Origin of the sequence: Comamonas suwonensis (genome assembly GCF_012844455.2) — a bacterium.
Taxonomy (GTDB): Bacteria; Pseudomonadota; Gammaproteobacteria; order Burkholderiales; family Burkholderiaceae_C; genus Comamonas; species Comamonas suwonensis.
Map to the genome: position 1 here is coordinate 44,605 of NZ_JABBCQ020000021.1, position 21,678 is coordinate 66,282.

At 58.4% G+C, this 21,678-nt stretch carries 13 protein-coding genes and 1 pseudogene; 5 read left to right on the forward strand and 9 right to left on the reverse strand.

The annotated features are described in order from the left end of the window. Nucleotides 1-2 precede the first annotated feature (2 nt). Both HF327_RS19440 and HF327_RS19445 read left to right on the forward strand, forming a co-directional pair. Nucleotides 3-3,149 (forward strand): efflux RND transporter permease subunit, encoded by a 3,147-nt coding sequence (locus HF327_RS19440; RefSeq protein ID WP_198462029.1) that lies wholly within the window; start codon nt 3-5, stop codon nt 3,147-3,149. Then, the gene (locus HF327_RS19445) at nt 3,146-4,561 is read left to right on the forward strand and encodes an efflux transporter outer membrane subunit (protein ID WP_198462030.1); all 1,416 of its coding nucleotides are present in this window, start codon (nt 3,146-3,148) and stop codon (nt 4,559-4,561) included. The genes HF327_RS19440 and HF327_RS19445 overlap by 4 nt, the downstream gene beginning before the upstream one ends. Before the next feature lie 857 nt (nt 4,562-5,418). On the opposite strand, the gene HF327_RS19450 is transcribed toward HF327_RS19445, so the two are convergent. The 6 genes and pseudogenes from HF327_RS19450 to HF327_RS19475 all read right to left on the reverse strand — a co-directional run bounded on the left by HF327_RS19450 (nt 5,419) and on the right by HF327_RS19475 (nt 14,214). Next, on the reverse strand, nt 5,419-10,506 hold the full coding sequence (locus HF327_RS19450; protein ID WP_198462031.1) for an autotransporter-associated beta strand repeat-containing protein: 5,088 nt from the start codon (nt 10,504-10,506) through the stop codon (nt 5,419-5,421). A 260-nt stretch (nt 10,507-10,766) separates the two neighbouring features. Further along, nucleotides 10,767-11,285, reverse strand: a complete 519-nt coding sequence (locus HF327_RS19455) for an ESPR-type extended signal peptide-containing protein (RefSeq protein ID WP_198462045.1) — start codon at nt 11,283-11,285, stop codon at nt 10,767-10,769. A gap of 702 nt (nt 11,286-11,987) precedes the next feature. Beyond that, nucleotides 11,988-12,221 (reverse strand): annotated as a pseudogene (locus tag HF327_RS19460) (transposase); the annotation flags it as partial. Between the two features lie 253 nt (nt 12,222-12,474). Beyond that, on the reverse strand, nt 12,475-13,179 hold the full coding sequence (locus tag HF327_RS19465; RefSeq protein ID WP_198462033.1) for a YebC/PmpR family DNA-binding transcriptional regulator: 705 nt from the start codon (nt 13,177-13,179) through the stop codon (nt 12,475-12,477). 157 nt (nt 13,180-13,336) lie between these two features. Beyond that, entirely contained in the window at nt 13,337-13,699 is a 363-nt protein-coding gene (locus HF327_RS19470; RefSeq protein ID WP_236024294.1) for a virulence factor MviN, read from the reverse strand. Nucleotides 13,700-13,761: 62 nt separating this feature from the next. Next, on the reverse strand, nt 13,762-14,214 hold the full coding sequence (locus tag HF327_RS19475) for a hypothetical protein (protein WP_198462034.1): 453 nt from the start codon (nt 14,212-14,214) through the stop codon (nt 13,762-13,764). A gap of 90 nt (nt 14,215-14,304) precedes the next feature. On the opposite strand from HF327_RS19475, the gene HF327_RS19480 reads away from it, so the two are divergent. Together HF327_RS19480 and HF327_RS19485 are read left to right on the forward strand one after the other, a co-directional pair. Next, entirely contained in the window at nt 14,305-15,534 is a 1,230-nt protein-coding gene (locus HF327_RS19480) for a nucleoside recognition domain-containing protein (RefSeq protein WP_198462035.1), read from the forward strand. Nucleotides 15,535-15,596: 62 nt separating this feature from the next. Then, nucleotides 15,597-16,238 (forward strand): HD domain-containing protein, encoded by a 642-nt coding sequence (locus HF327_RS19485; protein WP_198462036.1) that lies wholly within the window; start codon nt 15,597-15,599, stop codon nt 16,236-16,238. A gap of 14 nt (nt 16,239-16,252) precedes the next feature. On the opposite strand, the gene HF327_RS19490 is transcribed toward HF327_RS19485, so the two are convergent. Beyond that, the gene (locus HF327_RS19490; RefSeq protein ID WP_198462037.1) at nt 16,253-16,906 is read right to left on the reverse strand and encodes a flavin reductase family protein; all 654 of its coding nucleotides are present in this window, start codon (nt 16,904-16,906) and stop codon (nt 16,253-16,255) included. 285 nt (nt 16,907-17,191) lie between these two features. Here HF327_RS19490 and HF327_RS19495 point away from each other — a divergent pair, with 285 nt between their 5' ends. After that, nucleotides 17,192-18,214 carry an ABC transporter substrate-binding protein gene (locus tag HF327_RS19495; RefSeq protein WP_198462038.1) on the forward strand — a complete coding sequence of 341 codons (1,023 nt, stop codon included), beginning with the start codon at nt 17,192-17,194 and terminating at the stop codon, nt 18,212-18,214. 369 nt (nt 18,215-18,583) lie between these two features. On the opposite strand, the gene HF327_RS19500 is transcribed toward HF327_RS19495, so the two are convergent. Beyond that, complete coding sequence (locus HF327_RS19500; RefSeq protein WP_198462039.1) at nt 18,584-20,815, reverse strand: NADP-dependent isocitrate dehydrogenase; 2,232 nt, start codon at nt 20,813-20,815, stop codon at nt 18,584-18,586. 682 nt (nt 20,816-21,497) lie between these two features. After that, nucleotides 21,498-21,678, reverse strand: a 181-nt coding sequence (locus HF327_RS21895; protein WP_206764482.1) for a hypothetical protein, incomplete at its 5' end; no start/stop codon positions are given.

The window sequence follows — 21,678 nt, forward strand, 5'->3', positions numbered from 1 at the left end:
CAATGTCCCGGTTCTTCATTGATCGCCCCAAGCTTGCCTGGGTCGTGGCGATCTTCATCCTGCTCGGCGGATTGCTGGCGATTCCGATGCTCCCTGTGGCGCAGTTTCCGAACGTCGCTCCGCCGCAAATTTCCATCTCGGCAACCTATCCGGGGGCGTCGGCCACCACAGTCATGGAGTCGGTCACCAGCGTCATCGAGGAAGAGCTCAATGGCACCAAGGGCCTGCTCTATTTCGATTCGTCCAGCGGCTCCACGGGGCTGGCTGAAATCACGGCCACGTTCGCGCCAGGCACCGACCCCGCACTCGCTCAGGTGGAAGTGCAAAACCGCATCAAGAAAGCCGAAGCGCGCTTGCCCTCTTCCGTGATGCAGATGGGATTGCAGGTCGAGCAAGCCAGCGCCAGCTTTCTGCTGATCTACTCGCTGACCTACAAGGGCGACGATAGCGGCAAGAACGAAGTCCGGCTGTCCGACTACGCGGTACGCAATATCAACAACGAGATTCGCCGAGTGCCCGGTGTTGGCAAGGTGCAGTTCTTTGGCGCCGATGTGGCCATGCGGGTATGGATTGACCCTCAGAAATTGCTGAGCTACGGGCTGTCGGTCGCCGATGTGAACGCAGCCATCGCCGCGCAGAATGCGCAGGTACCGGCAGGCAGCTTCGGCAGCCAACCGGGTTCTGCAGAGCAGGAGCTGAGCGCGACCATCGCGGTCAAGGGCACGTTGAGCTCGCCCGAGGAATTCGGCCAGATCGTGCTGCACGCCAAGGCCGACGGCTCGGTGGTGTATCTGGCGAATGTGGCCCGTCTCGAGGTGGGTCAGCTCGACTACAGCTTTGCCTCGCGCGAGGATGGCCACAAAGGTGTGGCTGCGGCCGTACAGCTCGCACCCGGAGCTAATGCCCTGAAGACCGCCAAGGCCGTCAAGGAGCGACTGGATGAGCTGTCAAAAAATTTCCCCAGCGACATTCAGCACACAGTGCCCTATGACACCTCCCGCTTCGTCGAGGTAGCCATCAGCAAGGTGATCACGACGTTGATCGAAGCCGTGGTGCTGGTGTTTCTGGTGATGTGGTTGTTCTTGCAGAACCTGCGCTATACGCTGATCCCCACCATCGTGGTCCCTGTGTGTCTGGCGGGCACGCTGGCGGTGATGTATGCGCTGGGCTTCTCGGTCAACATGATGACCATGTTCGGCATGGTGCTGGCCATCGGCATTCTGGTGGACGACGCCATCGTTGTAGTGGAGAACGTCGAGCGCATCATGGCCGAAGAAGGACTGTCGCCGCTGGCGGCAACCGTGAAGGCGATGCAGCAAGTCTCAGGTGCCATCGTCGGCATCACCCTGGTGCTGGTGGCGGTGTTCCTGCCGCTGGCCTTCATGGGCGGTTCGGTGGGTGTGATCTACCGGCAGTTCTCGCTTTCACTGGCGGTGTCCATCCTGTTCTCGGGCTTGCTGGCGCTGACCTTCACGCCGGCGCTGTGTGCCACGCTGCTCAAGCCCATCCCCCAGGGACACCATGAAGAGAAGAAAGGCTTTTTCGGCTGGTTCAATCGCTACTTCGAAAAGCTGACCGAGCGCTTTTCTCTGCTCAATCAGCGGCTGGTCAAGCGCGCGGGCCGCTACATGCTCATCTACGTCGCCATTGTGGGCGGGCTGGGCTTGGCCTATACACGCATGCCGGAGTCCTTCGTTCCGACCGAAGACATGGGTTACTACATCGTCAGCGTGCAGCTGCCGCCGGGTGCGACCGAGACCCGCACGACCGCCGTGGTGCGTGACATGGAAGCATTTGTGCAAAGTCGTCCGGCCACGGCGCAGACAGAATTCCTCATGGGCTACAGCTTCTCCGGCATGGGACAGAACACAGCGATGGCATTCGTCACCCTCAAGGACTGGTCTCTGCGCGGTGCCGGACAGGCGGCTTCAGACGAAGTTCAGGCTTTCAACCAGCGTTTTGGCAGTCTGTCGGATGGCACGGCCATGGCTGTGGAGCCTCCGGCCATTGATGGTCTCGGTAATTCCGGTGGCTTTTCGCTGCGGCTGCAAGACCGCGCCAGTCTGGGCCGCGAGGCGCTGATTGCCGCACGTGACGAGCTGCTGAAGAAAGCCAACGCGTCGCCGGTGATCGCCTATGCCATGATGGAAAACCTCGAAGACGCTCCCCAGTTGCGCATGGATATCGACCGCCGCAAGGCCCAGGCTCAGGGCGTGAGCTTTGCGACCATCAGCGCGGCGCTTTCCACGGCTTACGGGTCGGCGGTGATCAACGAGTTTCCGAATGCCGGTCGTCTGCAGCGTGTGGTGGTGCAAGCCGATACGAAATCACGCATGACGCCTGAAGACCTGCTGCGTCTGTATGTGCCCAACTCTCAGGGGCAGCAGGTGCCGCTTGCTTCTTTTGCCACGGTGGACTGGGAGATGGGGCCGGTGCAGATTTCGCGCTACAACGGCTACCCGGCCTTCCGCATTGCGGGGGATGCCAAGCCTGGTCACACCACGGGTGAAGCCATGGCCGAGCTCGAACGCATCATGGGCGAGATGCCAGCCGGCATAGGCTATGAATGGACCGCACTGTCTTACCAGGAAAAGGCTGCAGGCGCGCAGGCGCCCAAGCTCTTTGCCCTAGCCATTGTGGTGGTGTTCCTGCTGTTGGTGGCCTTGTACGAAAGCTGGAGCATTCCCGCCGCAGTCATGCTGATCGTGCCCATCGGTGCGCTGGGCTCGGTGCTGGCGACTTCGGCCATGGGATTGTCCAATGACGTGTACTTCAAGGTGGGCTTGATCACCATCATCGGCCTTGCCGCAAAGAACGCCATTCTGATTGTGGAGTTCGCCAAGGACCTGCATGAACGCGGCCACTCGCTGATGGACGCTGCATTGCAGGCGGCACGCTTGCGATTTCGCCCGATTGTGATGACCTCTTTGGCCTTCATTCTGGGTGTGGTTCCTCTGGCGCTGGCCACAGGTGCGGGCGCATCCAGTCAGGCCGCCATCGGCGTCGGTGTGATCGGCGGCATGATCAGCGCCACGCTACTGGGCGTGCTGTTTGTCCCAATCTTCTTTGTGTTTGTGCTGTCGCTATGGCGAAAGCGCACCTCCGAATCCGAAGTGAAAAACAACACCTCCGAAGGAGAATCTGCATGAGCGCGCATGTCCCAATGCGAAGAGCGGCGCTTTCGCTCATGGTCATTGCACTGGCAGGTTGCTCATTTGCGCCAAGCTACGAAAGGCCCCCCACACCCATCCCTGGCACATGGAGTGCGCCAGCTTCGCCTGGCGCAGCAACGGCCACGGCATTGCAATGGGAGGATTTCGTGACCGACGAACGCCTGCGCACACGTATCACCAAAGCGCTGGCGAACAATCGCGACTTGCGGCAGGCATTGCTCAATGTACAGGCCGCGCGCGCGGCCTACCGCGTGCAGCGCGCGGATCAGTTGCCCGCAGTGAGTGCGCAAGCCAACGGCGGTCGCCAACGCCAGCCTGCCGACCTGAGTGGCACGGGTAGCTCCACTGTCCAGAGCAACTATCAGGTCAATGCGGGGCTGATGGCGTTCGAGCTGGATCTGTTCGGACGCGTGCAGTCCTTGTCCGAGGCGGCGCAAATGGAATACCTTGCCACGCAGGAGGCCACGCGCAGCGTGCAGATCAGCCTGATTGCAGAAGTGATTCAGGCATCGCTCTCGCAAGACAGCGCGAGGCAGCGCAAGGCCTTGGCACTGCGCACAGTACAGGCGCGTGAAAAGGAGTGGCAACTCGTGAGTGAGCGCAACAAGGCGGGGACCGCCAGCCGTCTGGACGAACAAGAAGCTCAAGGCTTGGTAGAGCTTGCACGTACCGATATCGAGCGCTTCGAGCGCGAGCTGCGTCAGGCTGACAACGCCTTGAGCTGGCTGGTAGGCGACGGCCTGGTGCAGGTCGAATCGGAGCTGAGTTCTACGCCATTGGTCCAGGAAATCGCCGCAGGCATGCCTTCTGATCTACTCGCCCAGCGGCCGGATATCCGCGCGGCTGAGTATCAGCTCCGGTCACGCAATGCGAGCATCGGCGCGGCACGGGCCGCGTTCTTTCCACGCATCTCGCTGACAGGCTCCTATGGGTCTGCAAGCGCTGGGCTGTCCGGCCTCTTTGACGGTGCTCAACGCACATGGTCCTTCATGCCACAGATCAACCTGCCTATTTTTAATGGCGGACGCAATCAGGCCAATTTGGAAATCGCGCAGCTGCGCAAAGACATGGCGGTAGCCACGTATGAGCGCAGCATTCAGACAGCGTTTCGCGAAGTCAGTGACGCACTGGTCGCTGTCGAGACTTTGAGACGGGAAGAGAGCGCTCGTCAACGCTTGGTCCAGACCAGCGCGAACACACGTAGATTGGCCGAATTGCGTTACCGCGCCGGAGTGGACAGCCATTTGCGCTATTTGGACGCGCAGCGCACTGACTTCACCCAGCAGATGGCGCTGATCGAGGTCAGCGCGCAACGACAAATGGCCCTGGCAGCCTTGTTTAAGGCTCTTGGAGGTGGCTGGCAAGGCCATTCTGGCTTGTATTACTGAGCATCTGGAACGTCTCTCGCTATGGATGCCCTGCCAAAGTCACACAGAAAGGCGCTTGCACATGTGTGCCCAGTGCAGAGCATTCCGAAGTTCGGTAAGTTAGAGACGCTGTTGCAGAAATCGCCATCTCGTAAGCCGCAGGCTCCAAGTATGAGCAAGCCTCGCTTGGTCACTGACAATAAAGTTCTGTCCTCAGACAATAAGTTCTGTTCTGAAGCTCGTTGGAAGGCAAAAATATATACACAATAAAGTTGTGTCCGTCCTGTAAAACGAATCGTAAGTGACATCTCCGAGGGGATTTTTGGTAATCAGACCAACATTACCTAGCTGTACGGCTCTAAAGATGGAAAGTTGCGGAATGCTCAAAAAATTGTCAAAACACGGTATTTTTGACAATAAGTTCTATTCCCGTTTGGGGAATGACATTGAAGTGCTGTTCTAGCCCAGATGCGCTTCGAACGCTGAGTCGGCCAAGGGGCTCGGTGTCTCAAAACATCTATCAGAAGCTCCTCAGCAGTCGTACAGCCCTTTCACATTGGCGCAGTTTCAAAGAATAGGATCGCTGTAGCGGAACTGAATTTGACGCAAATTTCTAAGCCTGCTTTGCAGCGAGGCTGCGTAAAAACGCATCAAGCACTGAGCTCAGCAAAAAACTGACCTCTCAGATCGCTCTGTATGCGTTTTCCTTGCTCTAGGGAATGGTGAGAAGATCCCTGAATTTCTTAGTTGAACGAGTTTTCACACAGCCTCCAGCGAGAGCAGCCTTCCTCAACCATCTGTCCTATGGCTGCTTCACATTGCCATAAGACAAAGGCCCGTAGCCATTGTCGCGGGCCTTTGTCTTGCTGGGGCTTAGATCACCACAGCACCTTAATCCCCACAGAAGCCTGCACCCCGCTCTTGACCCGGCTGTCACCCCCATTGGCCCAGAGCTTGCCCAGTTCACCATACAGGCTGGTGCTCTTGCGCACCTGCAGCGATGCACCTGCAGCCAGTTCGGTGGAGGTGTAACCACCCTTGGCCTTGATGTCAGTCGTCGCAGCAGGCACTACAAAGCTGGCAACGTCCGTCGTACTGCTGGCCTTGTAGAGATTGATGCGGCCATAGGGCTGCAGCATACCGGCGCTGGTGGTAAAGCTGCCCTTGATACGGGCGCCCAGACGCAAGGTCCAATCGTCATCTGCACGATTTTTGACGGTAGCCAGACTCAGCGCCGTGTCGTCCAAGCTGATCTTGCGGTAGATCAACTGGGCCTGCGGCTCAATCTGCCAGTTGCTGTTCAATGCAAATGGCTTGCCTACTTCCAGAGAGACCAGCCAGCCGCGGCCCTTGGTGGTGGCTGCATTGGCACCGGTGTTCTCGGTCTTGTGCAACTGGCTGCGGTAGTCAGCACCTTGCAGCACCGTATCGGCATACAGACCCGAAGCGTCTTTCCAGTTGCCATACACACCGAGATAGCGGCTGTGCAGGGTGTTAAAGCCTACGTACTTGCTGTTGATGCCACCAGCAAACCCGGTAGTGCTCATATCGCCATCCAACTGGCCCACATAGATACCCGCCTTGATGCTCTGGTTGGCATACAGGTCCAAACCTGCCTGAAAGCCTGTCATATGACCGCTGCTTTCTGGGGTGACCGTGCCTTGCTGATGAATCGTGGGGTCGGTGCGCAGAATGCGGCCCCAGACCCGGCGGTTCTGGCCTAGGTCGGCACTGGTGGTTCCTGCTCCATTACTGGCCTGCACATTGTCATCACCCATGCGCCTGTGCATATCGCCCAGCATGCTCATATCCGCCTGACGCAGTTGTGCGGGCAAGGCCGACATCAGCGGCACTTCGCTGCGGTAAGCCAGCAGGGTATCGGTCGATTGCAGCGTGGCCCCTTGTGCTGTCTGGAACAGACGGTACTCATAAGCACCGGCATCCACATGCTCGCCTGCCAGCGTAAAGCTATTGGCCTGCAAGCTACCGCCATTCTCCGTACCGACCACCTGAATGCCTGTCCCCATGGTTTGCCCCCCCAGGCCGCCCGCATTGGTGATCTGGATGATGGTGCTGCCGCTGGCGACCGCGTTGCTGCCACTGAGCAACAGCTTGTCTGTGGCACTGCCATCAGCAGCCAGCACAGTGGAGAGCCCCAAGGTTCCGCCATTACCCACATAGGCGCCAGTGACCTTGAGCACAGTGCCGGGAGTGCCCCCACCATTGCTACTGAGCTTGACCATGCCGCTATTGTTCAGGCTAGCCAGCGTCTGGTTATAGCCCGCAAGATCCAGCGTAGCCCCTGTGGCCACGGTGTAAGCAGAGCTGCTGCTGAAGGTATTAGTGGCACCGGCCTGCAAAGTACCCTGAGCTACTTGGGTCGCACCGGTGTAATTATTGGCAGTGCTGGTCAGCGTGGTAGTGCCCGTGCCTTGCTGGGTCAATGTGCCTGTGCCGCTGATCTTGCCTGCCAGTGTGGTCGCACTCAGGTTGTTGATGACGAGAGCGCCGTTGTTGGCGATATTACCTGCGATGCTGCTCTGGCCTGTTACTGTGCCGTCACCCAGTTGCAAAGTGCCTGCGCTGATGGTGGTGGTGCCGGTGTAGCTATTGGTGCCGCTCAGTGTTTGCGTGCCTGCTCCGGTCTTGGTGATGCCGCCAGAGCCATCAATGCGGCCCGCAAAGCTCTGGTTGCTGTTGTCGCCAAAGCTCAGTTGATTAGCTCCCAGGTGAATCTGGCTACCAGTCACGCCAGCAAACGTGCTGACGGTCTGGCCTGCATTGGCTGTGCTGATATCAAGGCTTGCGCTGCTGCCACTCAGGTTTAGCGATGAGCTGCTGCCCAGAGATCCCGCCCCTGACAGAGCCAGCGTGCCATCGACAATCGTCGTGCTGGTGGGGGCAAAGCCGCCGCCCAGGTTCTTGTCCAACGTCCAGGGGCCTGTGCCAGCCTTGGTCAAGGCTCCAGCCAATGTGGTGTCACCTGTCACGGCGCTGGAGTAGCTCTGGTTGCCTGTTCCATCCAGCGCAAGCGTAGAGCCTGTGTTCGTGCCAATGTTCAAGTTGCCCGTGAGGCTGCTGCCTGTAAGCAATGTGACGCCGTTGGCAGCGCTGCTGTCCAGCTGCACATTGCCAATGATCTTGCCTGCATTGCGCAGGCTGACGGCGCTGCTGCCTGCTGCCTGCACGCTTTGGGTGCCGACGATGGTAGAGCCTTTCTGGTTGTCAATGCTACCGCCCGCCTGCAGACTTACGCCCACATTGGCAGCCGAATTACCGATCTCCCCAGCATTACTGACAGCGCCACCGCCTTGCAGCTTGATAGCGATGCCACCCGCACCAGGGTTGATGAAGGCACCGCTGCTGTTGTTGACCGTCACCGGACCGCTAGTGCTGCTCACGGTCGTGCCTGTGGCCGTCAGCGTGCCCGAGTTATTGAGCGTTGCCTCGTTGCCTAGCGTCACTGCATTGTTCAGGCTGATGCCGCTGATGACGTTCAGGGCCGAGGTGCTGCCATTGACCGTGACCGAGCCTGTGCCCAAAGCGCTGTTGGACGCTGCAACCAGCTTACCTTTGCTAACGGTGGTGCCGCCTGTATAGCTATTCTGGCCGCTCAGCGTCAGCGTGCCAGGGCCTACCAGAGTCAGGCTGCTGGCCGTGCCATTGGCAATGCCTGCAGAAATCTCGGCGCTGACGCCGGGGTCCACATTGATGATGCCGATCTGCGGGTTGCTGCTGCTGGCAGGGCTGATCAGCAGGCCATCTGCGCTGGTCGCAGCGGCCACCGTGTAGCCGCTGCTGCTGAACTGCAAGGTGTCAAAGCTTTGCTGGCCGCTAACGGTGACGATTCCCGATGTGGCTCCTGTGTCTGTACCAAACACTGCCACCGATCCCTGCCAGCCACTGGTCACACCAGACGTGGGTGCATCATTGGTCCAGTTAACGGTATTGGCATCCCATGTATTGCCATTGGCACCATTCCACAGTTGCAGTGTCTGGTTCTGACCCACCACCGCCAGATTGACCTGCTTGGGCACCGTGGTCAGCACAGAGGCTGTAGCCTTGCTGGCGTCAAAGCTGCTGGAGCTGTGCAGCGCCGTGCTGTCAAATTGACCCTTCACCGAGCCAGAACCACTGGTTCCATAGTTGATCAAGCGATACCAGCCTGCCGAGGCGACGGTGGCATCCAACGTACCGCCCAGGTTCACGCTGCCGCCCACCTTGATCAAATCATTGCTGACACCACCCACGGCCCCTGCCTGACCCAGTTCAAAGGTAGTGGTAGAGCCTGGATTGCCGCCCGAAGCAGCTATCAGTGTCAGATCGCCTCCAATCGTCAAAGTACCAGGGCTATTGCCGGGCAACAAAGTACCGCCACTGCCCACCGTCACATTGTCGCCAATGCTGCCCGAGCCACCTAGCGCAGCGCCGGTATTGACCAGCACATTGCTCGCCACCGAGCCGCCTTGTGCAGCATTGCCTACCAGCAGCTTGCCACCGTTGACAGTGGTGTCGCCGGTATAGGTATTGCTGCCGGTCAGCCAAGTCGTTCCCGTACCGTTTTTGATCAGACTGCCGCTGGCGCCGATTACCGTTGCAGCCAGCGTTTGATTGCTGCCATCGCCAAAAGTCAGCGCATTACCACCCAGCGCCACAGTGCTGTCTGCAACGCCAGACAATGCGCCCACGGTCTGACTGCCACTTGCAGCGCTGATATCAAATGTCGTGCCGCTGCTCGCCAGATTCACGGCACCTGTAGCCGCCAGACTGCCACCTATACCCAGGGCCAGGGTGCCGTCGTTGACAGTGGTGTCGCCGGTATAGGTATTGCTGCCGGTCAGCCAAGTCGTTCCCGTACCGTTTTTGATCAGACTGCCGCTGGCGCCGGTTACCGTTGCAGCCAGCGTTTGATTGCTGCCATCGCCAAAAGTCAGCGCATTGCTACCCAGCGCCACAGTGCTGTCTGCAACGCCAGACAATGCGCCCACGGTCTGACTGCCACTTGCAGCGCTGATATCAAATGTCGTGCCGCTGCTCGCCAGATTCACGGCACCTGTAGCCGCCAGACTGCCACCTGAACCTAGAGCCAGTTTGCCTTGGTTGATCGTCGTGCCGCCTGTATAGGTGTTGGTCGCTGTCAGCGTGGTCGTGTTTGCTCCGTTTTGCCGCAAGCTGCCATCGCCGCTGATCACCTGACCCAGAGTCACCGAATTACTGCGGTTGACGGCCAACACAGCGCCTTGGCCAATATTGATGGCGCCACTACCCAGGCTGCCTGTGGTGCCGCCATTGCCCAGTTGCAGCGTGCCGGCACTGATCGTGGTGGTGCCGTTGTAGCTATTGTTGGCCGTGAGCGTGGTGGTGCCCGTGCCGGCCTGTTCGAGCTTGCCGCTGCCGCTGATTACCTGGCCCAGCGTCAGTGCATTGCTGCGATTGACGGCCAACGTGCCATTGTTGGTGATGGCTCCCGTGACCGTGCCAGTGGTGCCGCCATTACCCAGTTGCAGCGTGCCGGCACTGATTGTGGTGCCGCCGCCGTAGCTGTTGTTAGCCGTGAGCGTGGTGGTGCCCGTGCCGGCCTGTTCGAGCTTGCCGCTGCCGCTGATTACCTGGCCCAGCGTCAGTGCATTGCTGCGGTTGACGGCCAGCGTGCCATTGTTGGTGATGGCTCCCGTGACTGAGCCGATGGTGCCGCCATTGCCCAGTTGCAGCGTGCCGGCACTGATCGTGGTGGTTCCGTTGTAGCTATTGTTGGCCGTGAGCGTGAGCTTGCCCAGCCCCAGTTTGCGCAGGCCGCTGTTCTGACTGGCCAGGGAAGCGAAGGCGGTAGAGACGCCGATGTCGAAGCCGTTGGTGTCAAAAATGGCGCCGTCATTGCCCAGAGTCTGCGGGCTGAAGCCAGTCAGGAAGTCTGACCGACTCTCCAGCGCACGCAGAATACCTCCGTTCAGATTCAGCGTGCCCATCCCATACGACCCTATTCGTTTGGTTTCGAGAACACCGTTGGTGCTCACATTGAGCGAGCCCGGGCCTGAGCTTGCGCCGATAATGAACTCCCCTGAGTTGCGCACCAGTCCTTCATTCGAAATTTCTAGGGTTCCGCTGCCAAAGCGGCCCACGAAAACTAGGTTGGTATTACCCTGGATAATCCATTGAGACCCTACTCCACTGACAGTTGCAACGCCGGTCGCACCAAGGTTTGTGCCAATGTCCGCACGGTTGGATGTCACACCCCCCCATTTTCAATGGTAAGCGTGCCGGAGCCGGAGTTGCCGACATACATGCCGTTGATGTCGATCCGAGATCCTGCCCCTGAGACCCACACAGAGCCGTTGCCACCGACACGGGGATAGCCGCTGTAAGCGACGTGAATGACGTCGCCTGTCACTTTCGCGCCGTTGGAAACCGTAAGCGTTCCTGTTTTCCCTTCTTCGACACCTAGTGCAAAGATGAAGATGTTCGTATCCCATGTGTTCGGGGTCGTCATCGGGCTAACTGGGCTCCACGTATTATTACCGTCCCAGTTCCACAGATCTCCAGCAATCGACACTTGCGCCTGAGCGGGCGGAGCCAGTGCCCCCGATAGGGCCAGCACCAGCGCGCCCAGTGAATGACGCCAGATATGTGGGGGCGTGAGCACCGTCGCGCCGCCGGAGCCATTTTTTCTGCGCCCGGCAGCCAATTCAGAAGCCACCTGCATGACGCCCAAGCAGTGATTAAAGACAAGACGGTAACTGCGGTTCATGGCGATCCTCCCTCGTGTGTTTGTTTTCTCCGCTGGAGTCCAGGTAAAGAACCTAGGGCGCGGCCCGATGGAGATTAGGGGCGGGCGGTGGCGATGTACATCACTGAAATTTGGTATTTTTTGGTAAGACTTACGAACAGGCATTCAGCGTCAGTCTTCGTGATCAGAAAAAAGAGGTGGCAGGCTTCGAAGAGGCTGCCGTACTGCACAACCATCAAATTCCTGAGCGAAGGCCTGCACCTTCAAGCGTCAAGTTGTTGAGCTGCATGTGTTCGTGGCATTGCTCAATCGCTTCACGCAATCAGCCACCCGCCGCCGCTTTGCCTGTGCTTGTTTAGACTGGAGCGAATGACAGTCGCCCCTTGGCGGCCAGTTGGGTGCAGCATTGTTGGTCACGCTCGTACGAAAATGATGTGTAATCCGCCAACTAGACAGTCGCGAGCTGCAACTTACTTCGAACGACCGGAAATCACTGATGGATCACTTTGGCTTGGCATTCCAATAGATCATTTCGTCCTCATAATCTTTTGCAGTGCTATAGACTTTTGACATAGCGTGCCTCCATGGCGCTGGCCGCACGCAAGACCATGGACAAACGCAAGCTATAAGCTATTGCTGACCGTGGCTACTACAGCGGCGAGCAGATCAAAGCATGTGAAGACACTGGCGTTGCTGCCATTCTTCCTACGTTGCGGCTGTATTTAGGATGTCACGCTCCCCATCGGCTCTTTTGAGCTCCGCTTTGAGCCCGGATACCTCGGCCTTAAGCAGGCTTGATTCTGCGCCACCTGTGCTGGACTCCTCTTTGGCAAGCAGCACCCACAAGTACAGGCTTTTGTCCGACATGCCCAACCGCTTGGCCACATCCACCAGCCCGTGACCACGTTCGGTCACATGCTTGACTGCTTCTGCCTCGAATACAGCCGGGTATTTCACTTTTTTACTTCACACTCTCCAGTTCAATTTAAACATTGATAGGTGTCTATTGAACCGGGTGAAGAGCAGTTGCAGGCATTGAAAAATCATTAAAGCAACTACACTTTTTGATACCGACTCGTGCCTGCCTGTCAAAGGCGCAGGCTTGTTTTCTTGAAGTTCAGCGCTACTGCCCAGAGCCAATTGGCCAGCGCGCATAAAAAAAGGAGCAGTGCCAGCACTGCTCCTTTTTGCAAACGCGGTGAAAGCGTTATCAGTCGACCAGACCCACAAAGACGTGCTGCACGTCATCGTCGTTTTCCAGACCAGCCAGGAAGTCCTGCACTTCTTCTTGCTGCTCGGCAGACAGACTAGCCATGCTGACCGGATTCTTGGCCTTGTAGCCCAGCTTGACGGACACCACCTTGATGCCTTGCGCAGGCAAAGCCTTGCTCACCGCATCCAGATCGGCGATATCGGTGATGAACAGGGTCACGCCCTCGTCGTCGCCGGGTTCGAAGTCTTGAGCGCCCGCTTCAATGGCGGCCATTTCCACGTCGGCACCGTTTTCAGCTTCGCCTTCAACCATGCCCACATGGTCAAAGTCCCATGCCACAGCGCTCATCTGGCCCTTGCGGAAGCACACGCGCATATTGGGCGCAGTGCGGTTGGGATTGTCGGTCAGGCACTCGACCATCACCGGCACGCGGTGAGGGGCGTAGCCCTCAAACAGCACGCTGGAATAGTTCACCGCATCGGCGCCAACGCCAGCGCCCTTCTTGATGGCGCGGTCCAGCGTGTCCTTGGGCATGGAAGCCTTGCGGGCCGCTTCAACAGCCATGCGCAGACGCGAGTTGGCTGCGGGGTCACCGCCGCCCAGACGGGCTGCGACCATGATTTCCTTGACCAGCTTGCCAAACAGCTTGCCCTTGGCATCGGCGACCAGCGCCTTGCCCTTTGCTTTCCATTGCGCGCCCATGGGTGCGATTCCTTGTTGATTGGGGGGATGATTTGCGCAAAATGCACAAAAATCAGAGAAAAAACTCGAAGCAAGGTTATACACCTGTGCGGCCCAGAAGGCTGGCGGCATGCGCAGTTCTTGACACGGCTTCGTGCCCAAGAGAGGTTCATGCCCACTAGCGCAGCACGCCCCGGTGCTTGAGCCAGCACAGATACGCCACGATGCCCGACCAGAAAATCACCTCGGCCAGCCAGAAGATGACGGAAAAAGCATTAGCGCGCTGGCCTCTCTGCCCGACATACCAGAACATGCCCGCCTGTGTGATCACGCCCAGCGCCCCGTAAAGAATGCTCAGCAGCACGGCCGACTGGTTGCGAGTCCGCAGCAGCCAGACCTGCGTGAAGCACATGGCAGAGTTCAGCGCCAGCATCGCCTGCAGCGCCAGTGCCCACGGCATGCGCCCTGCAGAATTCCAGGCGTCAGAAAAATCGACCTCCAGCAACATCCAGCCACTCATCAGGCCTAGAAACGCGAACATCCCCATCAGCAGGACAAGCCCCTTGCCATAGGGCTGCTCCCAGAGCGGTTGCTTGGCCTCTATCAACGCAGAGTTCCCCGTTTTATCAGGAGCATCAGATAAAGCGTCGTACCCATCAGGCAAACCAGCACCGGCGATACAACAGGCCAGGCCACAGCCAGCACTGCCACGGCCCAAGCCATTCCCAGCAAGGGCAAGAACAACAGCGCAATCGCGGCAAAAGCACAAGCCCATTGCGCCAACGCCCACCACAGCACGGTGCGCCGCAGCCGGTACAACTGCCAGACCACGACAAAGGCCAGCAGGCATGACACCATCAGCAAGATCACACCCAGCAGCTTCCAAACATTGAGCGCTTCACTCAACATGCTGAACGGAGAACCTAGCAGCAAGAAATGCAGCACCAGCAGCCCGGCATAGGTAAATAGCAGCATGATCAGCCAGGTTCCCAGCGTGTGCCCCGCAAAGTGCGCGCGGAGCTTGTTCATCCAGGAGGCGTGGTTGCTTTCAGTCATGGCTTTCCTCGGGTAAGCAAGAGGTGCAGTGTGCCACTGCAGCCCAGATTTCACGCCACAATCAGCGCCAGTACAAAAACAGGCGCTTTTATGCTCAATGCCTTGTGGCTAGGATTTTTCTTGGTGGCAGCTGTCGCTGCTTTGGCGCAGTGGCTGGTGGGTGGGCAAGCCGACGTTTTCTCGGCCATGGTGCAGGCCCTGTTTTCCATGGCCAAGCTCTCGGTCGAGGTGATGGTGCTGCTGTTTGGCACGCTCACGTTGTGGCTGGGTTTTTTGCGCATTGCCGAAAAAGCGGGCGTGGTCGAATGGCTGGCCAAGGTGCTGGGGCCGCTGTTCTCCAAACTCATGCCCGAGGTCCCGCGCGGCCACCCGGCGCTGGGCTTGATTACGCTGAACTTTGCCGCCAACGGGCTGGGGCTGGATAACGCCGCCACGCCCATGGGCCTCAAAGCCATGCGCTCCCTGCAAGAACTCAACCCGCGCCCGGACACCGCAACCAATGCGCAGATTCTGTTTCTGGTGCTCAATGCCTCGTCGCTCACCCTGCTGCCTGTCACCATCTTCATGTACCGCATGCAGCAAGGCGCGGCAGATCCTACGCTGGTGTTTTTGCCTATCTTGCTGGCCACCTCGGCCTCCACACTGGTGGGCCTGCTCAGCGTTGCCTTAGTGCAGCGCCTGCCCATCTTCAGCCCTGTCGTGCTGGCCTATCTGCTGCCAGTGGCTCTGGCGCTGGGGGCCTTCATGGCCTTTCTCACCACGCTCAGCGCGGCGGCGCTGGCGCAGCTTTCATCGCTGATGGGCAACCTCACGCTGTTTGCGCTGATCGTGCTGTTTGTGGGGCTGGGCGCATGGCGCAAGGTGGCTGTGTACGACAGCTTTATCGAAGGAGCCAAAGAGGGCTTTGACGTGGCCAAGGGCCTGCTGCCTTATCTGGTCGCCATGCTCTGCGCCGTAGGCGTATTTCGCGCATCGGGAGCGCTGGAATATGCGCTGTCAGGCATTCGCTGGGTCGTACACGCCATGGGCATGGACGCCCGCTTTGTCGACGCCCTGCCCACTGCGCTGGTCAAACCGTTTTCGGGCAGCGCCGCCCGTGCCATGCTGATCGAGACCATGCAAAGCCAGGGCGTAGACAGCTTTGCCGCGCTGGTCGCCGCCACCATTCAGGGCAGCACCGAAACCACCTTCTATGTGCTGGCCGTGTACTTTGGTGCCGTAGGCATTCAGCGCGCACGTCACGCCGTTCCCTGCGCCCTGCTGGCCGAGCTGGCAGGCGTGGTCGCGGCCATTGTAGTCTGCTATCATTTTTTTGGCTAACCCCCAATATTGACAGGCGCTGCAAGCCAATTTCTTGAAATAAAATTTCAGAGGTTCGCCGTATGAATACAGAGCCAGACACCCGGCAATCTTCCCTGTTTCAGACCTCATGGCAGCGCAGTTGGGCAGCCCTCGGCCTGACGCCGCCCGCTGATCTGCAACAGCGCCTGCTGGCTGCCTATGCCCAGCCCCAGCGCCACTATCACACCCAGCAGCATCTGACCGAATGCCTGACGCACTTTGACGCAGTCTGGCAGCAGGCCCAGCGCCCCGGTGAGGTGGCAATGGCGCTGTGGTTTCACGATGCCATCTACGACATCAAAGCCCAAGACAACGAGCTGCGCAGCGCTCAATGGGCTGTGCAGGCGCTCAAGAACTCCGGTGCGACAGACGAAATCTGTCAGCGTGTGCACGCCCTCATCATGGCCACCTGTCACACTGCGCCACCTACCGAGGCATCCATTGAAGCCGACGCCAAGCTGCTGGTTGACATAGACCTGGCCATTCTGGGTGCCAGCCCGGCGCGCTTTGCCGAGTACGACGCACAAGTCGCCGCCGAATACGCCTGGGTGCCACGGCTGGTCTATCGCTTCAAGCGCAAGCAGGTGCTGCAAAGCTTTTTGCAGCGCGATGCGATCTACGCCACGCCGCACTTTCACCAGTTGCTGGAAGCCCAGGCCCGCCGCAATCTGAGTCAGACCTGAGGACGCCAGGCCTCTCACATCTCGTCGATCACCGTGCTTGCTGCACCGCTCTGTGCTGCGGCCCTGCCCTCATGCGCTTCAATCGCGAAGCGATCACGGCAGTTGACGTAAAAGCTGGCACCAAAGCGACCCACGGGGAAGAACTCTTGCAGGCGCACGCGCCATTTTTCGGTATCCACCAGCCCTTCGCGCACGGCCAGCCATTGCACGCGGCCGATAAAGACATAGCGGCTTGCCGTCTCCAGCGTCTCGTGCAGCACGCATTCAAAAGCGACTGGCGCCTCCGCAATGCGCGGCGGCTTCACGCTTTGTGAGGGCGTAGCCGTCAGCCCCGTGTGCAGCAACTCGCTGTGCTCTGGCGGCAGGCGGTCGCCACAGCGGTGCATGGCAGCGGCCATGGCCTCGTCGGCGATGTGCACCACAAATTCACCCGTACGCAAGATGTTGCTGGCCGTGTCTTTTTGCGCCGCATCCTGCACCTTGTTAATGCTGAGCATCACCACGGGCGGGTCCTCTCCCATCATGTTGAACATGCTGAAAGGCGCGGCGTTCACCGTTCCATCGGCGCCCAGCGTGGTGACCAGCGCAATCGGACGCGGCACGATCAGGCTGGCCATCAGCTTATAGCGGGAATAGGTGTCGAGTTGGGAAAAATCGATCTCTGTCATGGCGGTTTCTATCCATTCTTGAAACGGGTTTGATATGGATTCAATAGCACGTAGCACAAGCAGTACCTACGCTATCGTGCTATTCACCGCAATATTCATGCCCAGCACACAGCATGCGAGAAAACCCTTTCACGCCGGGCCTCATGCACCAGCGCCACGCAGCCTCGCCCCTGTTTGCACCAGCGCAGTGCGCCCCTCATCGCCGCTCACCTTGTATACAACTTGGCATTGATCTTGCGCTCAGGCTTGTCATCACTTCAGCGATCAACGACACAAGGAAGCTTCATGCGCAAACGACTTTTTCTGCAAGCAGCCACAGCAGCCATGGCCATGACCTGGGGCCACGCTCAGGCGGCAGAAACACCTCTCAAATTTCAGCTGGACTGGCGCTTTGAAGGGCCTGCGGCCCTCTTCGTGCATCCCGAGCAAAAAGGCTATTTCAAGCAAGTAGGTCTGGATGTGAATGTAGAAGCAGCCAGCGGCGCAGGGGCGATTCAGCGCGTAGCATCCGGCACGCATGATCTGGGTTTTGCCGATCTGGCGGCGCTGATGGAGTTTCACGCCAACAACCCCGATGCGCCCATCAAGCCCGTAGCCATCATGGTGATCTACAACACCACGCCGGCGTCTGTCATGGCACTCAAGAAATCCGGCATCACCAAAGCCTCAGACCTGACGGGCAAGAAGCTGGGAGCTCCCATTTTTGATGCAGGTCGCCGCACCTTCCCCATCTTTGCGCAAGCCAATAATGTGGGCGATGTGCAGTGGAGCACCATGGACCCGCAGCTGCGCGAAACCATGCTGGCGCGCGGCGATCTGGATGCCGTGACGGGCTACACCTTCACCAGCCTGCTCAACCTGGAAGCACGCGGCATCAAGCGGGAGGATGTGGTGGTTCTGCCCTACGCCACCCACGGCGTGCAGCTCTACGGTAATGTGATCATCGCCAGCCCCAAGCTGATTGCCGAAAAACCCGAAGCTGTGCGCGCCTTCCTCAAAGCCTTTGCCCGTGGCGCGAAGGAAGGCATTGCCAACCCCGAAGCTGCCATTGCCTCCATGAAGGCCAAGGACGGACTGGTCAACGCGCCGCTGGAAGTCAAACGCCTGAAACTGACCATAGAGACCGCCATTGACAGCGCTGGTGCCCGTGCCGAAGGTTTTGGCCAGCTGCGCACAGAGCGCCTGCAAGCCATGGCCGAGCAGGTCTCCAAGGCCTATGCCACCAAGAACCCTGTGCCTGCACGTGCTGTGTGGAATGGCAGCTTTTTGCCAAGTGCCGCTGATCTGGATATTTTGCCCAGGCGTTAAGCGTCTTCGCTTTCGGTGAAGAAGTACTCAAGCAAGCGCAATAAAAAACCCAGTGACTCATACCGTCAGCGGGGTTTTTTATTGGGTTAGCGACAAAGTGGGCGACGCCCTTCCTGAATTGCGTAGCACGTAAGGCTCGTTGCCAGCGGGGCATCACTGGCTGCGCCAAGATCGCACCGCTGAAGACCGCCACACCCAATGACTGAGCCAATTTTCACACATCAAATATGCCAATACCGCATATCAGTCAAGCGCTACCAGCTATACATTCAATAGCAGAAATAAAAAAACCGGCGGCCTTTTCAGGCTCACCGGTTCTTTGCGGCTTGTTTGCAGACGAGGCTGAAGCCCCGCACTGCAAAACTCAGCTTACGCGGCTGCGATAGCGGCGTTGAAGGTGGCGCTGGGGCGCATCACGGCGTCCAGCTTGGCCACGTCGGGCATGTAGTAGCCGCCGATATCGACAGCCTTGCCTTGCACTTCCTTCATCTCGCCCACGATCTTGGCTTCGTTGTCGGTCAGTGTCTTGGCCAGAGTGGAGAACTTGGCAGCCAGCTCTGCGTCTTCGGTCTGAGCGGCCAGAGCCTGAGCCCAGTACAGAGCGATGTAGAACTGCGAACCACGGTTGTCCAGCTCACCGGTGCGGCGCGAAGGCGACTTGTCTTCGTCCAGCAGCTTGCCCGTGGCTTCGTCCAAAGTCTTGGCCAGCAGCTTGGCGCGAGCGTTGCCTTCCTTGATGCCCAGGTCTTCGAACGAGACGGCCAGGGCCAGGAATTCACCCAGCGAATCCCAGCGCAGGTGGTTTTCTTCCACCAGTTGCTGCACGTGCTTGGGAGCGGAACCGCCAGCACCAGTTTCGTACATGCCGCCACCGGCCATCAAAGGCACGATGGACAGCATCTTGGCCGAGGTGCCCAGTTCCAGGATGGGGAACAGGTCAGTCAGATAGTCACGCAGAATATTGCCGGTCACCGAGATGGTGTCCAGACCGCGAGCCACACGCTCCAGCGTGTAGCGCATGGCGCGCACTTGCGACAGGATGTGGATTTCCAGACCGGTGGTGTCGTATTCCTTCAAGTAGGTTTGCACCTTCTTGATCAGCTCGGCTTCGTGGGGACGGTAGGGGTCCAGCCAGAAGACAGCAGGCATGCCGGAGTTGCGGGCACGGGTCACGGCCAACTTCACCCAGTCGCGCACAGGTGCGTCCTTGACCTGGCACATGCGCCAGATATCGCCCGCTTCCACGTTCTGGCTCATCAGCACTTCGCCAGTGGCGGTGTCAACGATGTTCGCCACGCCGTCTTCGGCAATTTCGAACGTCTTGTCGTGCGAGCCGTACTCTTCAGCCTTCTGAGCCATCAGACCCACGTTAGGCACGGTGCCCATGGTCTTGGGGTCGAAGTTGCCGTGCCACTTGCAGAAGTTGATCACTTCCTGGTAGATACGGGCAAAGGTGGACTCAGGCATCACGGCCTTGCAGTCGTAAGGCTTACCATCAGCAGCCCACATCTGGCCGCCCACGCGGATCATGGCGGGCATGGAGGCATCAACGATCACGTCGTTAGGCGAATGGAAGTTGGTGATGCCCTTGGCAGAGTCCACCATGGCCAGACGAGGACGATCTTCCTGGCACTTGTGCAGGTCACGGATGATCTCTTCACGCTGCGACGAAGGCAGCTTTTCGATCTTGGCGTACAGGTCGGCCATGCCGTTGTTCACATTCACGCCCAGCTGGTCAAACAGCTTGCCGTGCTTCTCAAAGGCTTCCTTGTAGAAAATACGCACGCAGTGACCGAACACGATGGGGTGGGACACCTTCATCATCGTGGCCTTGACGTGCAGCGAGAACAAGATGCCTGCTTCCTTGCAGTCTTCGATTTCCTTTTCATAGAAATCGCACAGCGCCTTCTTGCTCATGAACATGGAGTCGATCACCTCTGCAGCCTGCAGCTTGACCTTGTCCTTCAAAACAATGCTGTTGCCAGACTTGGTCTCCAGCACCATCTTGACTTCACAGGCCTTGTCCAGAGTCATGGACTTTTCGCCGTGGTAGAAGTCGCCCTTGTCCATGTGGGACACATGGGTCTGGGACCACTGCTTCCACTCACCCATCGAATGGGGGTGCTTCTTGGCGTAGTTCTTGACAGCAGCAGGAGCGCGGCGGTCGGAGTTACCTTCGCGCAGCACGGGGTTCACGGCAGAGCCGATGCACTTGCTGTAGCGAGCCTTGATGTCTTTTTCTGCGTCGGTCGCTGGGTTCTCAGGGAAGTCAGGCAGAGCGTAGCCCTTGCCTTGCAGCTCCTTGATGGCTTCTTGCAACTGGCCCACAGATGCCGAGATATTAGGCAGCTTGATGATGTTGGCTTCAGGCGTCAGCGTCAGCTTGCCCAGTTCAGCCAGATTGTTGGGAGCGCGCTGCTCTTCGCTCAGGAATTCGGGGAACTCGCCCAGAATGCGGCCGGACAGCGAGATGTCGCTGGTCTCCACATTGATGCCGGCTGGTGCCGCGAAAGCGCGGATCACGGGCAGGAATGCGCTGGTGGCAAGGCGAGGAGCCTCGTCAGTCAAGGTATAGATGATGGTGGGTTGCTGCGTACTCATCTCGTGTCTCAGGTTATGAAAAAAGGGGGAGTGCCTAGGGCCGACATCCCGAGCTTGCGCAATGGGGCCTGACACAGCGGGACGACACTATCTTGATGCAATGCGTTCCCACAATACAAAATTCTAAGCGCAACCGGGCTGTTTTTTTCAAGTCTTGTACAAGACCTAGGGTTTTAGGTCTACTTCCATGAGGCATTTTCATTGGGAAAGTACCCAAAACCCCTTGATTCTTTCCATGTAAATAACAATTGCGTTGCGCGGCCTTTGGCACGAATTTAATTGCGTTGCGCGGCCTTTGGCACAAATTTGCACTCGCTTTGGCACAAAGTAGCGCAGGCTTTGGCACCCAAGCTGACAAATCAGCAAGTGAACACATCCTGCGAAGTGTTGTTTTTTCGCCCGTCACCTTGACTCAGTCGCTGACGACGAGTGTTCGACCTGCTGACTTCACAGCCTGAAGCAGCGACAGCAAACGACCGAGGCTGTGTGAAAACTCCATCGTGAGAGGTCAAGTTGAAAATTCGACCTCTCAGATCGATCCAGGATCGACGATCACGCTGTCGGGAATGGTTTTGCTACTCCCGGAAACGTGACCTTTTCGCGTTTTCACACAGCCTCGGCCCAAAGCAGACGACTGTAGTTATGAGTGGTTTGATCCGGCCGTCAGTGCGATTCCGCTGGGTTACAGGCCAAAGTACTCACATATTTCTGTTGCAAGAATAATGGTACCAATGCGAATCAAATCACCTGCCCCCCACTCCGTTTGCCGGAGCAGGAACCAATCCACGCAACGGCTGAGATCAGCCATTCTGTAGTTTTTTCCGTTCCTTAATGATGCGAGATCGTGAGCGCTGAGGTTGGAA

What these genes read in the sequence shown, in the direction of transcription:
- HF327_RS19440 (WP_198462029.1), top strand. Translation starts at nt 3, where the DNA reads ATGTCCCGGTTCTTCATTGATCGCCCCAAGCTTGCCTGGGTCGTGGCG.
- HF327_RS19445 (WP_198462030.1), top strand. Translation starts at nt 3,146, where the DNA reads ATGAGCGCGCATGTCCCAATGCGAAGAGCGGCGCTTTCGCTCATGGTC.
- HF327_RS19450 (WP_198462031.1), bottom strand. Translation starts at nt 10,506, where the DNA reads ATGGGCACGCTGAATCTGAACGGAGGTATTCTGCGTGCGCTGGAGAGT.
- HF327_RS19455 (WP_198462045.1), bottom strand. Translation starts at nt 11,285, where the DNA reads ATGAACCGCAGTTACCGTCTTGTCTTTAATCACTGCTTGGGCGTCATG.
- HF327_RS19465 (WP_198462033.1), bottom strand. Translation starts at nt 13,179, where the DNA reads ATGGGCGCGCAATGGAAAGCAAAGGGCAAGGCGCTGGTCGCCGATGCC.
- HF327_RS19470 (WP_236024294.1), bottom strand. Translation starts at nt 13,699, where the DNA reads ATGTTCGCGTTTCTAGGCCTGATGAGTGGCTGGATGTTGCTGGAGGTC.
- HF327_RS19475 (WP_198462034.1), bottom strand. Translation starts at nt 14,214, where the DNA reads ATGACTGAAAGCAACCACGCCTCCTGGATGAACAAGCTCCGCGCGCAC.
- HF327_RS19480 (WP_198462035.1), top strand. Translation starts at nt 14,305, where the DNA reads ATGCTCAATGCCTTGTGGCTAGGATTTTTCTTGGTGGCAGCTGTCGCT.
- HF327_RS19485 (WP_198462036.1), top strand. Translation starts at nt 15,597, where the DNA reads ATGAATACAGAGCCAGACACCCGGCAATCTTCCCTGTTTCAGACCTCA.
- HF327_RS19490 (WP_198462037.1), bottom strand. Translation starts at nt 16,906, where the DNA reads ATGACAGAGATCGATTTTTCCCAACTCGACACCTATTCCCGCTATAAG.
- HF327_RS19495 (WP_198462038.1), top strand. Translation starts at nt 17,192, where the DNA reads ATGCGCAAACGACTTTTTCTGCAAGCAGCCACAGCAGCCATGGCCATG.
- HF327_RS19500 (WP_198462039.1), bottom strand. Translation starts at nt 20,815, where the DNA reads ATGAGTACGCAGCAACCCACCATCATCTATACCTTGACTGACGAGGCT.